The sequence below is a fragment of the Microbispora oryzae genome, from assembly GCF_017896165.1.
Classification (GTDB): Bacteria; Actinomycetota; Actinomycetes; order Streptosporangiales; family Streptosporangiaceae; genus Microbispora; species Microbispora oryzae.
The window spans coordinates 1-13,414 of the sequence record NZ_JAFCNB010000033.1 but is presented as its reverse complement, the minus strand read 5'-3'; the positions used below and the strand labels follow the sequence as shown (position 1 = coordinate 13,414).

Annotated in this window: 10 protein-coding genes and 1 pseudogene; 2 read left to right on the top strand and 9 right to left on the bottom strand. The window is 73.1% G+C overall.

Going from position 1 to position 13,414, the window contains the following annotated elements:
- The first annotated feature begins 239 nt into the window (after positions 1 to 239).
- Positions 240 to 2,570, top strand: coding sequence for a beta-L-arabinofuranosidase domain-containing protein (locus tag JOL79_RS34715; protein WP_307848844.1), 2,331 nt, complete (start codon positions 240 to 242; stop codon positions 2,568 to 2,570).
- Positions 2,571 to 2,619: 49 nt separating this feature from the next.
- Here JOL79_RS34715 and JOL79_RS32125 read toward each other — a convergent pair whose 3' ends face one another.
- On the bottom strand, positions 2,620 to 5,745 hold the full coding sequence (locus tag JOL79_RS32125; protein ID WP_210159702.1) for an AfsR/SARP family transcriptional regulator: 3,126 nt from the start codon (positions 5,743 to 5,745) through the stop codon (positions 2,620 to 2,622).
- Positions 5,746 to 5,951: 206 nt separating this feature from the next.
- Here JOL79_RS32125 and JOL79_RS32120 point away from each other — a divergent pair, with 206 nt between their 5' ends.
- Positions 5,952 to 6,356: a helix-turn-helix domain-containing protein gene (locus JOL79_RS32120; RefSeq protein WP_210159701.1), complete on the top strand. Its 405-nt coding sequence runs from the start codon at positions 5,952 to 5,954 to the stop codon at positions 6,354 to 6,356.
- A 55-nt stretch (positions 6,357 to 6,411) separates the two neighbouring features.
- Here JOL79_RS32120 and JOL79_RS32115 read toward each other — a convergent pair whose 3' ends face one another.
- From JOL79_RS32115 to JOL79_RS32080, 8 genes and pseudogenes are all read right to left on the bottom strand, one after another.
- Complete coding sequence (locus JOL79_RS32115) at positions 6,412 to 7,773, bottom strand: alkaline phosphatase family protein (protein ID WP_210159700.1); 1,362 nt, start codon at positions 7,771 to 7,773, stop codon at positions 6,412 to 6,414.
- Positions 7,770 to 8,891 carry a metabolite traffic protein EboE gene (eboE, locus tag JOL79_RS32110; protein ID WP_210159699.1) on the bottom strand — a complete coding sequence of 374 codons (1,122 nt, stop codon included), beginning with the start codon at positions 8,889 to 8,891 and terminating at the stop codon, positions 7,770 to 7,772. The genes JOL79_RS32115 and eboE overlap by 4 nt, the downstream gene beginning before the upstream one ends.
- Positions 8,891 to 9,742: a TatD family hydrolase gene (locus JOL79_RS32105; protein WP_210159698.1), complete on the bottom strand. Its 852-nt coding sequence runs from the start codon at positions 9,740 to 9,742 to the stop codon at positions 8,891 to 8,893. Before JOL79_RS32105 ends, eboE begins: the two co-directional genes overlap by 1 nt.
- Entirely contained in the window at positions 9,742 to 10,335 is a 594-nt protein-coding gene (locus tag JOL79_RS32100; protein WP_210159697.1) for an EboA domain-containing protein, read from the bottom strand. The genes JOL79_RS32105 and JOL79_RS32100 overlap by 1 nt, the downstream gene beginning before the upstream one ends.
- Positions 10,335 to 11,237 (bottom strand): sugar phosphate isomerase/epimerase family protein, encoded by a 903-nt coding sequence (locus tag JOL79_RS32095; RefSeq protein WP_210159696.1) that lies wholly within the window; start codon positions 11,235 to 11,237, stop codon positions 10,335 to 10,337. Before JOL79_RS32095 ends, JOL79_RS32100 begins: the two co-directional genes overlap by 1 nt.
- A complete protein-coding gene (locus JOL79_RS32090; RefSeq protein WP_307848843.1) occupies positions 11,234 to 12,118 on the bottom strand; it encodes an SCO3242 family prenyltransferase in 885 nt (294 codons plus the stop codon). Before JOL79_RS32090 ends, JOL79_RS32095 begins: the two co-directional genes overlap by 4 nt.
- The gene (locus JOL79_RS32085; RefSeq protein WP_210159695.1) at positions 12,115 to 13,278 is read right to left on the bottom strand and encodes an inositol-3-phosphate synthase; all 1,164 of its coding nucleotides are present in this window, start codon (positions 13,276 to 13,278) and stop codon (positions 12,115 to 12,117) included. The genes JOL79_RS32090 and JOL79_RS32085 overlap by 4 nt, the downstream gene beginning before the upstream one ends.
- Before the next feature lie 14 nt (positions 13,279 to 13,292).
- Positions 13,293 to 13,414 (bottom strand): annotated as a pseudogene (locus JOL79_RS32080) (sugar phosphate isomerase/epimerase); the annotation flags it as partial.

Below are 13,414 nucleotides of genomic sequence, written 5' to 3'. Positions count from 1 at the left end.
ATCGCATGAATCGGCAGGCACAAGGGCCGCGGAACACTCTTGACAATGATCGTGGTGTTTCTCAGACTGACTCCCCGAGCGGCCTTCTCCTGCCGGTACTGGTGGTGAGCGGCGGAAGCCGCGATGTCCGGCTCGATCCGGCGAGTGCTTCGCCGTCGATTCCGCGTGTGTTCCGTCGTGTTTTCACGACTGCGATTGTTAGCGCTCACATTGGGTTCCCGGAATTCCCAGGAGGTTTCGTGTCGTCCTCATCTCTCAACCGCCGTCAGCTGTTCCAGGCCGCGGGGGTCGCGGTCGCGGCCTCGGCCGCCGGCCAGGTCGCCGGCGCGCGGGCCGCCGAGGCCGCGGTCGCCCCGGCCCGGGCCGACATCGGCGTGTCCGCCTACGCGTTCGACCTCGGCCAGGTGCGGCTCACCAACGGCCGGTGGATGGACAACCAGAACCGCACCCTGTCGTACCTGAAGTTCGTCGACGTCGACCGGCTGCTGTACAACTTCCGGGCCAACCACAGGCTGTCGACCAACGGGGCCGCCGCGAACGGCGGATGGGACGCTCCCTCGTTCCCGTTCCGCACCCACGTACAGGGGCATTTCCTCACCGCGTGGGCCCAGGCCTATGCCGTGCTCGGCGACACCACGTGCCGGGACAAGGCCAACTACATGGTCGCCGAGCTGGCCAAGTGCCAGGCGAACAACGGCGCCGCCGGGTTCGGCGCGGGCTACCTGTCGGGCTTCCCCGAGTCGGACTTCACGGCACTCGAAGCCCGGACGCTGAGCAACGGCAACGTGCCGTACTACTGCGTCCACAAGACCCTCGCCGGCCTGCTCGACGTGTGGCGCCTCATCGGCAACACCCAGGCCCGCGACGTGCTCCTGGCGTTCGCAGGATGGGTCGACCAGCGGACGGGCCGGCTCAGCTCCAGTCAGATGCAGAACATGCTGGGCACCGAGTTCGGCGGGATGAACGCGGTGCTGACCGACATCTACCAGCAGACCGGCGACGGGCGCTGGCTCACGGTTGCCCAGCGGTTCGACCACGCCGCCGTGTTCAACCCCCTCGCCGCAGGCCAGGACCAGCTCAACGGCCTGCACGCCAACACCCAGGTGCCCAAGTGGATCGGGGCCGCGCGGGAGTACAAGGCCACCGGGACGACCCGCTACCGGGACATCGCCGTCAACGCCTGGAACTTCACCGTCGGCGCGCACACCTACGCGATCGGCGGCAACAGCCAGGCCGAGCACTTCCGGGCCCCCAACGCGATCGCGGGGTATCTCACCAACGACACATGCGAGCACTGCAACACCTACAACATGCTCAAGCTGACCCGGGAGCTGTGGCTGCTCGACCCGAACCGCGCGGAGTACTTCGACTTCTACGAGCGGGCGCTGTTCAACCACGTCATCGGCGCGCAGAACCCCGCCGACAGCCACGGGCACATCACGTACTTCACGCCGCTCAAGCCGGGCGGCAGGCGCGGGGTGGGGCCGGCGTGGGGCGGCGGCACGTGGAGCACCGACTACAACTCGTTCTGGTGCTGCCAGGGCACGGGGGTCGAGGTCAACACGGGCCTGATGGACTCCATCTACTTCTACAACGGCACGACGCTGACGGTGAACCTGTTCGCCCCCTCGGTCCTGAACTGGACGCAGCGCGGCATCACGGTCAGCCAGACGACGTCCTATCCCGTGAGCGACACCACCACCCTCCAGGTCACCGGCGACGCCGGCGGCTCGTGGTCGATGCGGATCCGCATTCCCGCCTGGAGCTCCGGCGCCACCATCAGCGTCAACGGCACCCAGCAGAACCTGACCACGACGCCCGGCACGTACGCCACCCTCACCCGGACCTGGACCTCCGGTGACACCGTCACGGTCCGCCTGCCCATGAGCGTGGTCATGAAGGCCGCCAACGACAACGCCGGCGTTCAGGCCGTCACCTACGGGCCGGTCGTCCTGTCCGGCAACTACGGCACCACCACCCTGTCGGCGCTGCCCACCCTGAACACCGCGTCCATCACCAGGACCAGCACCACGGCGCTCGCCTTCACCGCCACCGCCGGCGGATCCACCGTCACCCTCGGCCCCTTCCACGACGCGCAGGGATTCAACTACACCGTCTACTGGAACGCCACCAACCAGGGTGGTGGCGGTATCCCGACCGGCTGGGCGCGGATCTCCAATGTCGCCACCGGGCTGGTCCTGGACAGCGGCGGCAACGTCGCCTCCGGGTCGAACCTCAAGCAGTGGAACTGGGACGGCAGCAACAACCTGCAGTGGCAGCTCGTCGACCTGGGCGGCGGCTGGTACCGCATCGTCAACCGGACCAACGGCATGGTCGCCGACAGCTGGGGCAACACCGCCAACGGCGCCGTCTGCCGCCAGTCGGCCTGGAACGGCGGCAACAACCAGCAGTGGCGCCTCAACGACACCGGCAACGGCCGCTACCAGATCATCAACCGCGGCACCGGCACCGCCCTCGACGGCATGGGCACCACCACCGCCGGCTCCACCATGGGCATGTGGACGCCCAACACCAACGCGAACAACCTGTTCACGATCACCGCTGTGTGACCCGGACAGGGCCGGCCATCCGTCGCGGCGTACCCGCGGCCCCGGCGCATCAGCGCCGGGGCCGCCCGGCCCGCGCGAGCGCGTCCTCGGCGGTCCGCGCGCATATGCGGTAGCCGCTCTCCGCGGCGATCCGGCGAGCCCGGGTGAGGGGCGGCAGCGCCATGGCGGAGCGGCCCGCTGCCAGGTGGGTGAACCCGAGGCCGAGCAGGGCGTGGACGCGGCCCCGCTGGTAACCCACCTGCTCCGCGGCCACCAGGGCGGCTTCGTAATGGAGGAGCGCCGGCTCGTGGTCGTCGCAGTGGTGGGCGGCCAGCCCGATCGCGTTGCGGCACTCCGACTCGATGCGCCGATCGGCGACCTCGCGGAGTCCCGCGGACGCGCGGTCCAGCCAGATCATCGCGGTGGACGGCCGGCCCAGCCGCGCGTGGACGGCCGCGAGATAGGCCGAGGCCAGCATGGTCACATGGTCGAGCCGGTTGGCCCGCGCGACCGTGAGCGAGTGGACGAACTCCCGCTCCGCCTCCGGCAGTTCGGCGAGATCGAGGTGGGCGACGCCCAGATAGAAGGAGACCAGCGCCTCGCCGATGGGGGACCCGTGCCGTGTGCTGAGGTCGAGCGCGCGCCGGTACCGCTCGATCGCCTGGCCCAGGTCGCCGCGGTCGTGGTGGGTTCGGCCGAGACTGCCGAGGGTCACCGCCTCGCCGACCGGGTCGGCCAGGTCGTGGTAGATGGTGAGTGCGTCGCCGAGGTGGGTGAGAGCCTCGTCGAGACGGCCGAGCACCCAGCATGTCCGGCCGAGACCGCCCAGCGCCGCCGCCTGTCCCTCCCGCCAGCCGATCAGCTTGCCCAGCCGGAGGGCCTGCGCGTCGTGGTGCAGCGCCGCGTCGTCGTGGCCGGCGTGCTGCCGCGCGTCCGCCATGCTGAGGTGCATGGACGCCAGCGCCATGTGATCGCCGTCCCGCTCGGCCGCGGTCAGGCCGGCCTCCGCCGCGGCGAGCCAGTCGCGGCCGTACGGCCGGACGCGGAAATAGCCGCGCATGGCGCTCGTGATGCGCCAGGCGGTCTCGTAGGGCCCGTGCGTCGCGCAGTCGTGGACCGTCGAGAGCAGGTTGGCGCGTTCGAGCTCGAACCACAGGAGCGCGTCGGACGCGGCCGATCGCGCTTCCTCCCGCGCCGCGGCCGCATTCGCGGCGTTCCCCGCATCCCTGGAATTCCCGGCAGTCACGGCAGGCGCGGCATCCTCCGCCTCGCGGGGAGCCGCGTCTCTGCGGCGCAGCGCCGACGCCGCGGCGCGGCTGGTGTCGAGATACCAGTTCAGCAAGCGGTCACGGGCCGCGGCGGCGCGTGCCGGCGGCTCCTCGGCGCGCAGCCGCTGGAGCGCGAAGAGCCGCAGCAGGTCGTGGAGCCGGTAGCGGCCCTCCGTGTGCTGCTCGACCATGCTCGCGGCCTGCAGCCGGCACAGCGACTCCCGCGTCCGGTCCTCGGGCAGGTCCATCAGCACGGCGGCGTGCCGCGCGGTGAAGTCCCGGCCGACCAGCAGGCCCAGCGCCCGGAAGAGCCCGCGGGCGGCGTCGTCGAGGACCCGGTACGACATGTCGAACGCGCGCTGGATGGCGGGCGACTCGTCGTCGGTGGCGAACGCGGTGATCCGGTCGGCCGTGCCGAGTTCCGCGACGGCGCCCGCCAGGTCGCGCCCGGCGGTGACCGAGATGTTGGCGGCCACGATCCGTAGCGCGAGCGGAAGGCCGGCGCACAGCTCGACCAGAGACCGGGCCGCCTGAGGCTCTCGCTCCAGTCGTTCGCCGCCGAGTACGGCCCGCAACAGGGCGGTGCTCCCGGCCGAGGTGAGGGGCCGCGCCGAGAGCACGGCGGCGGCGTCCTGGGCGGCCAGGCCGATGAGCCGCGTCCGGCTGGTCACCACGACCAGGCAGGTGTCGCTGCCGGGTAGCAGCGGGCGCACCTGTCCCGCGCCGGCCGCGTTGTCCAGCACCAGCAGCACGCGCCGTCCGCTGGTCAGGGATCGGAAGAGCGCGGCCAGCTCGCCCGGCTCGGTGGGCAGCTGCTGAGGGGGGACGTGGAGTGACCGCAGCAGGGTGGCCAGGGCGTCGGCCGGGCGCAGTGGCGGCTGTTCCTCGTCGTAGCCGCGCAGATCGAGGTAGAGCTGCCCGTCGGGGTAGTCGCCGGCGATGCGGTGCGCCCAGTGCAGGGCCAGCGCGGTCTTCCCGACCCCCGGCAGCCCGTCGATGACCACGATGCGCGCCGCCGTCTCACCGCCCGTGGTGAATCCGGCGAGCGCCCGTAGCTCGTCCTCGCGGCCGACGAAGTAGCGGGGGTTCGCCGGCAGTTGCGCGGGTGGCGGTGGAGGGGCCGAGCCGGTGGCGGTCGTGGCGGACGGCCGCCCGGCCGAGGGCTCGTCCCGCAGAATCGCCAGGTAGGTCTCCTCCAGCTCGCCGCCGGGACCGATGCCGAGCTGCTCGGCCAGGGCCTCGCGGGTGCGGGTGTAGCGGTCGAGGGCGTCCGCGCGTCGTCCCGAGCGGGCCAGCGCGATCAACAGGTGCCGCGCGGTGATCTCATCCGTCCGATGTTCGTCCGCCAGCAGCTCCAGCTCGGGGACCAGGTCGAGATGCCGGCCGAGCCGCAGCTCGAGGTCGTGGTAGCGGCGCAGGGCCGCGAGGCGGTCGCGTTCCACGGCGGCCGCCAGCGCCGTCAGCCGCACGCAGTCGAGCCCGGCGAACGGCGTGCCGCGCCAGAGCCGCAGCGCGTCGCGGAGTATTGCCGCGGCGTCGCCGTCATCGGCGGTCCGCCGGCTGTCGGAGACCATGCGCCTGAACCGGTGCAGATCGACGAGGTCGCGTGGGACGTGCAGAACGTAGCCGCCCCGCCCTCGCGTGAGGGCCGTGCCGGGGAGGTCCGCGAGACGGCGTCGCAGGCGGCCGACGTATCCGTACAGCACGTTGTGGGCCGTCGGCGGTGGTGAGCCGTTCCACACGAGGTCGACGAGCTGATCGGTCGGGTGGACGACGCCCGGCTCCGAGAGGAGGAGCGCCAGAACGATCCGCTGCCGGGCGTGGCCGATGTCGACGGGGCGGCCGTCATGCCAGACCTCTACGGGCCCCAGGACGTCGAACCGAGCCGACGTGCGTGATGGACCGGCGTCATCATACGAGTCTTCCACCGCGGCTTCCTGAGCGCGATCAACGGACATGGTGTGACATTCCATGTTTACTCCATGTCGGCTCCACGTGCCCCGCTGACAATCAAGAGACGTACGGGGAGGTGCCCGCGAACGGGACGGCGGGCGTGTCCGCCGCCGGCGGCCCCGCGCGGCTGACGCGCGCCGGAAACCGGCCTCGCCAATGGAGGACGAACCGTGGAGGAGACGTGGGACGTCCGGAACGGACCTTGGACGACGAGTCGGGGCCGGTCGCCGAGTTCGCCCTGCGACTGCGCGCGCTGCGCAGGGACGCCGGCAGCCCCGTTTACCGGGAACTGGCCCGCCGCGCGAACTATTCGGTCTCGGCCCTGTCGAACGCGGCGCGCGGCCATGAACTGCCGTCCCTGGAGGTGACCCTGGCCTTCGTGACCGCGTGTGGCGGTGATCGGCGTGAGTGGGAACGGCAGTGGCAGGCGGCAAAGGGCCGGATCTGTCCCGCGGGAAACGGATCAGGCGGGAGCGGGGCGCGGGACGGCGCGTGGGTGGTGGGCGCCGAGCTGGTCCTCGGGATCGTGATGGGCGCGGCGGGCACGGCGGGCGTGCTGCACCCCCCGGGGCGAGGCGCCGCGTGAGCGGCGGCGCGTCACCGGCCGGGCGCCACGCGGAGGCGGCGCCCGGCCGGAGGCGTCACGGCGTACGGCCCAGCAGATGATCCTTGACCTCGGTCGCCGCGATCCGGTCGCGGGCTGCGGACCGGTCGGAGCACAGCAGCACCGGCGCGTCCTCGGGGTCGCGGGGGAGCAGGCCGTGAGAGCCGCGCACCGCCCGGGCGCCCGCGTCGAGCCCGACGACGTCCATGAGGTAGCGCATGCCGGCCTTCTTCCGCACCAGGGCGAGGGCCGCCCGCCGCTTGGCCCGCCCGGGATCGGCCGGGTCGAAGAAGAGCTCGGCCGGGTCGTAGCCGGGCTTGCGGTGGATCTCCACCAGGCGCGCGAAGTCGGGCGCCCTGGCGTCGTCGAGCCAGTAGTAATAGGTGAACCACGAGTCGGGCTCGGCCAGCAGCACCAGCTCCCCGGCCCGGGAGTGGTCCAGGCCGTGGGCGGCCTTGCCCTCCTCGCCGAGGACCTCGGCCACGCCGGGCAGCGCGGCGCAGAGCTTCGCCACGGCCGGCACGTCGGCCGGGTCGCGCACGTAGACGTGGGCCACCTGGTGGTCGGCCACCGCGAACGCGCGGGACGTCCACGGGTCGAGATACTCCATGCCGGCCTGGGTGTAGACCTCCAGCAGGCCCTCGGCGCGCAGCAGCCGGTTCACGTCGACCGGGCGGGACACGTCGGTGATGCCGTACTCCGACAGGACGGTGACCTTCGCCCCCCGGTCGAGGGCGCTGTCGAGCAGCGGGGTCAGCACCCGGTCGAGCTTGGCCGCGGCGGCGGCGGAACGCGGGTCCGAGGCGCCGTACCGCTGGAGGTCGTAGTCGAGGTGCGGCACATAGGCCAGGGTCAGATCCGGGTCGCGGGTCTCCATGATGCGCCGGGTGGCGGCGGCGATCCACGCGGAGGAGGCGATGCCCGCGCCCGGCCCCCAGTACGTGAACAGCGGGAACGTGGGGAACTCGTCGTGCAGTTCCGGCGGGTAGGTGTAGCAGTCCGGGTCCTTGCGGCCGTCGGCGTGGTAGATGGGCCGCGGGGTGATGGTCCAGTCGACGTCGGCGCCCATGGCGTACCACCAGCAGACGTTGGCCACCGTGAAGCCCGGCTTCTCCCTGCGGGCGGTCTGCCACACCTTCTCCCCGCCGACCAGGGCGTTGTGCTGCCGCCACAGGAAGATCTCGCCGAGGTCGCGGAAGTACCAGCCGTTGCCCACGATGCCGTGGCCGGAGGGGGGCAGCCCGGTCAGGAACGTCGACTGGACCGAGCAGGTCACGGCGGGCAGCACGGTGCCGAGCTCGGCCTGGAAACCGAGGTCGGCGAGGGCCCGGAGGCGGGGCATGTGCCGCAGCAGCCGGGGGGTCAGCCCGACCACGTCGAGGACGAGATGCGAGGTCACGGCGTCACTCCCAGGTGGTGTAGTTCGTCGCGGGCGAAGGCCAGCTCCGCCGCTATGCCCGCCGCCAGGTCGGCGGAGGTGCGCGGCCGGTGCTCGGGGGGCAGCACCCCCCACGTGTAGGTCTCCACGTCGTAGTGGTCGCAGGTGCCGTCCCCGACGAGGAGGGCGAGCGTCTCGCGCAGCACCGGGGTCGTCGGGACGAGCGGCGGCTCGGGCCGCATGTGCAGGGGGACGTGGTAGTGCACCCGCCACGGCCCGGTCAGGCCGGTGGCGAACGCCTCGTCCAGGTCGTCGGCGCTCCCGCCGTCCGGGTTGCGGGTCTGGTGCAGGAAACGGGGCTCGGCGTACCCGCGCAGCGCCCCGGGTTCGGCGGTCTCCAGGGCGGCGGACAGCTGCACCTTCACGATCGGCAGGCCCGAGTCGCCCAGCGTGCGCAGCGCGTCGGCCGGGCTCTCCCACGAGCAGGCCAGATGGGCCAGGTCGAGGCAGACGCCGAGCCGGTCGGTATCGACGCCGGACAGCAGGGCGGCGGCCTGCGCGGCCGTCTCCACGACGCAGCCGGGCTCGGGTTCGAGTGCGACCCTGATGACGCGCCCGGTGGCCGCCTCGACGTCGGCCAGTCCCTTGGCGAGCTCGTCGAGCCGTCGGGCGGCCCGATCCGCCGTCGCCGCGTCCCACGGCTCGCGCCAGGCGAGCGGCAGGGTGGAGATCGAGCCGCGCGCCGCGTCGGCGGGGAGCAGGTCCGCGAGGACGCGGGCCAGGTCGAGCGTGTACGTCAGCCGCTCCCGCGTCGTCCAGTCGGGGTGATAGACGGCGTGCTTGACCACCGGCCGCTGGAAGGACCGGTAGGGGAAGCCGTTGAGCGTCACGACCTCCAGGCCCCGCGCGTCGAGCTCGCGGCGGAGCCGCAGGCGGCCGGCGGGGTCGGCGGCCAGGCCGGCCGCCACGGGCGCGGCCAGCCAGAGACCGAGGCCGAGCACGGGCGCGTCCAGGCGCTCCCGGATCGGCACGGCGAACTCGTCGAGCTGGCCGATGATCCCGCCGAGGTCCTCGGCGGGATGGACGTTGGTGCAGTAGCTCAGGTGCAGGACGCGGCCGGTGGTGTCGCGCAGCCGCATCAGGCGCCTCCGCGCTTGATCGAGCTGCCCTCGAACGCCGGCTCGACGGCGCCGATGTCGGACAGGTCGAGCCGGCCCGACTGGCTGTAGAACTCGACGGGGTTGCGCCACATCACCCGGTCGACGTCGTCCTCGGTGAACCCGGCGTCGAGCATGGCCCGGGCCGTCTCGACGGTGAGCAGGGGATCGGAGTGCCCCCAGTCGGCGGCGGAGTTGACGAGCATGCGCTCCACCCCGTGCTTGCGCAGGATCTCGACCATCCGCGGCGGCGACATCTTCGTCTCGGGATAGATCGAGAAGCCCATCCAGCACCCGGCCTCTCGTACGGGCTCCACGGTCAGCTCGTTGAGGTGGTCGACGAGGACCCGCTCGGGGGCGATGCCCGACTCGGCCACGACGTCGAGCGTCCGCCGGGTGCCCCTGGCCTTGTCCCGGTGCGGAGTGTGCACCAGGGCCGGCAGGTCGTGCTCGATGGCGAGGGCGAGCTGCCGGGCGAAGGCGTCGTCCTCCTCCGGCGTCATCGAGTCGTATCCGATCTCCCCGACCGCGACGACCCCGTCCTTCTCCAGGTAGCGGGGGAGCAGGTCGAGCACCGGGAGGCAGCGCGGGTCGCCCGCCTCCTTCGGGTTCAGCGCGATCGTGGCGTGGTGGCGGATGCCGAACAGACTGGCCCGGTACGGCTCCCACCCGAGCAGCGAGTCGAAGTAGTCGGCGAATGAGCCGGGGTTGGTGCGCGGCTGGCCGAGCCAGAAAGCCGGTTCCACGACGGCGACGACACCTTCGGCGGCCATCCGCCGGTAGTCGTCCGTGGTTCGCGACGTCATGTGGATGTGGGGGTCGAAGACGCGCATCAGGCCTCCTTGCGCTGGGTGAGGCTGCCGAGCAGGGCGAGGGCGTCGGCGGGCATGGTCCGTCCCGCGGCCGTCCGCTCCTCGGCCAGCCCGGCGAGCATGGTGGTGAGCTCCGCGTCGGCCCGCTCATGGAGGCCGTGGACGCCGTCGAGCGGAGCCCCGATGAACACGCACTTGAGCACGGCGTGCCGCCACGCGGCCTGGTCGAGGTGCCGGGCACAGGGCCCGAGCGCCGCGAGCACCAGCCGTGGATCGTTGGTGCGGATCGCGTCCCGCAGGAGCGGGACGCTCTCGGGGCCGGCCTGGAGCAGCGGCAGCGCCTTGAGCACGGCCAGCTTCTCGTCCGCGGTGCCCTCGGCGTACAGGGTGGCGAGCCGCTCGGCCCGCCCCTCGGGCGGCAGCGCCGCGAGCAGCAGCGCCCGGGCGGCCTCGTCGGTCCGCCAGCCGGGGACCTCGGCGAGCGGCGTCCGGCCGGCCCGCCGCCCGGCCGAGGCGAAGTGCCGGCCGATCGTCTCGGGCCGCCGCGCGACGTCGGCCGACGCGGTCGCGATCCATTCCTGTGCGAGTGCGGTGTGCAGAGTATCGGCGTCCATCACCTTTTCCTCTCCGGCTCGGCCCGTTCCGTCCAGTGCACGGCGGGCGTCGCGCGTGTCGAGGCGGCCTCCCGCCAGGCGGCGCGGAGGAATTCGATCGAGCGGGCGGCGACGTCCGGCGCGGCGTGGGAGTGCCGGGGGAGTTCGACCGCCACCAGCCCCCGGTAACCGGACGCGGCGAGCGCGGCCAGGACCGGCGGGAAGTCGATCTCACCCGTGCCGAACTCGAGGTGTTCGTGCACGCCCCTGCGCATGTCGTCGATCTGCACGTTGACCAGGTGCTCGCCCGCGGACGCGACGCAGTCGGGCACGGGGTCGGGCTCCAGGCAGCGGCAGTGCCCGATGTCGAGGGTGAGCCCGAAGCCCGGCGGGCGGCCGAGCGCGTCGCGCAGCCGCCGCCAGTCGGCGATCGTCTCGACCAGCATCCCCGGCTCGGGCTCGAAGCCGAGCGGCACCGTGGCGTCGTCCAGCACCAGCGCGCACCCGTCGGCGAGCCGCTCCCAGGCGGTGTCCTCGGGCACCCCTTCCGGGCGCACCCCGGCCCAGAACGACACCGCTTCCGCGCCGAGGTCGGCGCCGATGGCCACGGCCCGCCGCAGGAAGTCGATCCGCACCTTCCGCTCGTCGTGCTGCAGTGTCGGCGCGTGCTTGTGCCGGGGGTCGAGCAGGTATCGGGCCCCCGTCTCGATGACCACCCCCAGCCCGAGGTCGCGCAGCAGGTCCGCCGCCGCCGCGACCTCCCCGGCCACCCCCGGCGCGTACGGATCCAGGTGGCCCTGGTCGAGGGTCAGGGCCACCCCTTCGTACCCGAGGCCGGCGATGACCTCGAGCGCGTCCTTGAGGCGGTGGTTGGCGAACCCGTTGGTCCCGTAGCCGAAGCGGAGACCGGTCACCTCGGTCATGTGGGTGAGACCTTCTTGGCCAGGATCCGGCCGACCGGCGCGGCCGCCGCCACGGCGAGACCGGCGGCCGGCGCGCCGGCCGCCGCGGTCAGCGCCCCCTGCAGCGCGGGAAGGGTGACGATGCCGGTGCCGACGGCGGTCCGGATGTTCTCGGCGGAGGGGTCGGCGGCGGCGCGGGCCTGCGCGAGGGCGAAGCGCGCGGCGTACCACCCGGCGAGCGTGTTGCGGATCCGGCCCTCCCGGCGGCAGACGCTCGCGGCGAGCGCGAGCGTCGCCGTCAGCGTCCCCGCGGGCAGCGCGGGACCGGTGCCGGAGACCTCGTGCCGGGACAGCACCGTGACGAGGTACGTGTGGGCGCCCACCACGAGGGCCGCGGGGAGCGCCCCGGCCGCGCGGCGGCTCGGGGCGGCGCCCAGCAGCACGTCGAGCACCCGGCACAGGGCCATCGCCGCGGGGCCGGCGACGGTGTCCTTGGCGGTGGTGTCGTAGGCCCAGACGGTCGCCGCGAGCGCTCCCGCGACCACCCCCGCCCGCGGCCCGCCGGCCAGCGCGGCCGCGGCGACGCCCGCGACCGTGAGCCCGGCGGCGACGGCCAGCGCCCCTCCGGGCGAGATCCGCCCGGAGGGGATGGGCCGCTCGGGCCGTTCGACCATGTCCATATGGCGGTCGGCCCAGTCGTTGGCGGCCATGCCGCCCCAGTAGAGGCAGACGGAGGCGCTGGCGAGACCGGCCGTGCGGCGGTCGAGCGCGCCGGCGGCGGCCGCGCCGGCCACGACGTCCCCGGGAACGGACAGCGCCGCCGGCGCCCGCACCAGGTCGACGAGGTCCCGCAGGGAGAACCTCCTCGACCGGCGGGCGGAGCCGGCGGCTCCGGTGCTCACTTCGGCTCCCCGGCGTTCCCGGGGGCGTCCCGCAGGCCGTCGGCGAAGTCGCACAGCATCCGCCACTGGTCGGCCAGGCCGTGCGGCACCGCGCCGAGCGGGTCCTTGAAGAAGAAGGCCAGCTCGGTCAGCGCACCGGAGTAGCCGGCCTCGTGCGCCGCCGAGGTCAGCCGCGCCAGGTCCAGCACCAGCGGCGCGGCCAGCGCGGAGTCGCAGCCGTGCCAGGTGAACTCCATCCGCATGCTCCGTCCGAGGAAGCCCTCGAACATCACGAGGTCCCAGGCCGTCTTGAAGTCGCCCAGGTCCTCCAGGTAGTCGATGCGGGTGGTGCCCTGAGGCAGATAACCCAGGGTCTCCTGGAGCACCTTCTGCTTGCTGGCCGTCTTCGCCGCGTTCGGGCCCGGCTCCGCGAGGTTGGCGCCGTCGCCGCCGCCCAGCAGGTTCGTCCCCGACCAGGTCCGCACCCGCAGGTTGCGCATGGCGAACATGGGCGCGAGCACCGACTTCACCAGCGTCTCGCCCGTCTTCCCGTCATGCCCCGCGTACGGCACGGCCCGCTGGAGGGCGAGCTGGTCGAGCGCGGGCAGCCGGGCGCCCGTCGAGGGGGTGAAGTCGACGAACGAACACCCCGCCTGGAACGCGGCGTAGGCGGCGAGCGAGCTCGGCGGCAGCACGGCGCCGCCGCCGGACAGCTCGGCCTCCAGCGCGTCCAGGTCGGCGTGGGCCGGGTTCGGCGTGACCACCGGCTCGGTGGTCGCCACGTTGACGACCACCACCCGCCGCAGTCCGTGCCGCTCCCTGAACGCGGTGAGGTCGGCCGCCATCTGGGCGGCCGCCTCCGCCTGGCCGCCCTCCGACGGCACGGGCCGCAGCTCGTGCTCGGCGAGGGCCAGTTCCTCGTCCAGGGCCCTGACCAGTGACGCCGGCACGATGCCGGCGTCGGCCAGAGACTCGGCCTTCTTCACCAGTGGCACCGAGGCGACGTCGTGCCCGCCGAACACCAGGTCGGTGAGGGCGGGCAGCGCGGCCCCGGCGAATTCCGGCAGCTCGGTGACGCAGCCGGTCGGGCCGGCGAGCCCGGCTCTCATCGCCAGGGCGCCGATGAGGCTGGTGACCGCGACCGAACCGCGGCCGCCGACCAGCCATACACCCGTGGTCATGTGTACTCCAGTGATCAGTCGGAGGAGAAGGCGGCGTCGAACGACGCGGCGGGCGGGGTGATGGCGTTGAGTGAGCGGATGTAGGCGAGGGACTCGGGGGCTCCGTGGAGGCGGTCCATGCCGGCGTCCTCCCACT

Bases quoted from the DNA above. Each gene is read 5' to 3' on its own strand.
- eboE (WP_210159699.1), bottom strand. From the start codon at position 8,891: ATGCGGCTGCGCGACACCACCGGCCGCGTCCTGCACCTGAGCTACTGC.
- JOL79_RS32105 (WP_210159698.1), bottom strand. From the start codon at position 9,742: ATGCGCGTCTTCGACCCCCACATCCACATGACGTCGCGAACCACGGAC.
- JOL79_RS32100 (WP_210159697.1), bottom strand. From the start codon at position 10,335: ATGGACGCCGATACTCTGCACACCGCACTCGCACAGGAATGGATCGCG.
- JOL79_RS32095 (WP_210159696.1), bottom strand. From the start codon at position 11,237: ATGACCGAGGTGACCGGTCTCCGCTTCGGCTACGGGACCAACGGGTTC.
- JOL79_RS32085 (WP_210159695.1), bottom strand. From the start codon at position 13,278: ATGACCACGGGTGTATGGCTGGTCGGCGGCCGCGGTTCGGTCGCGGTC.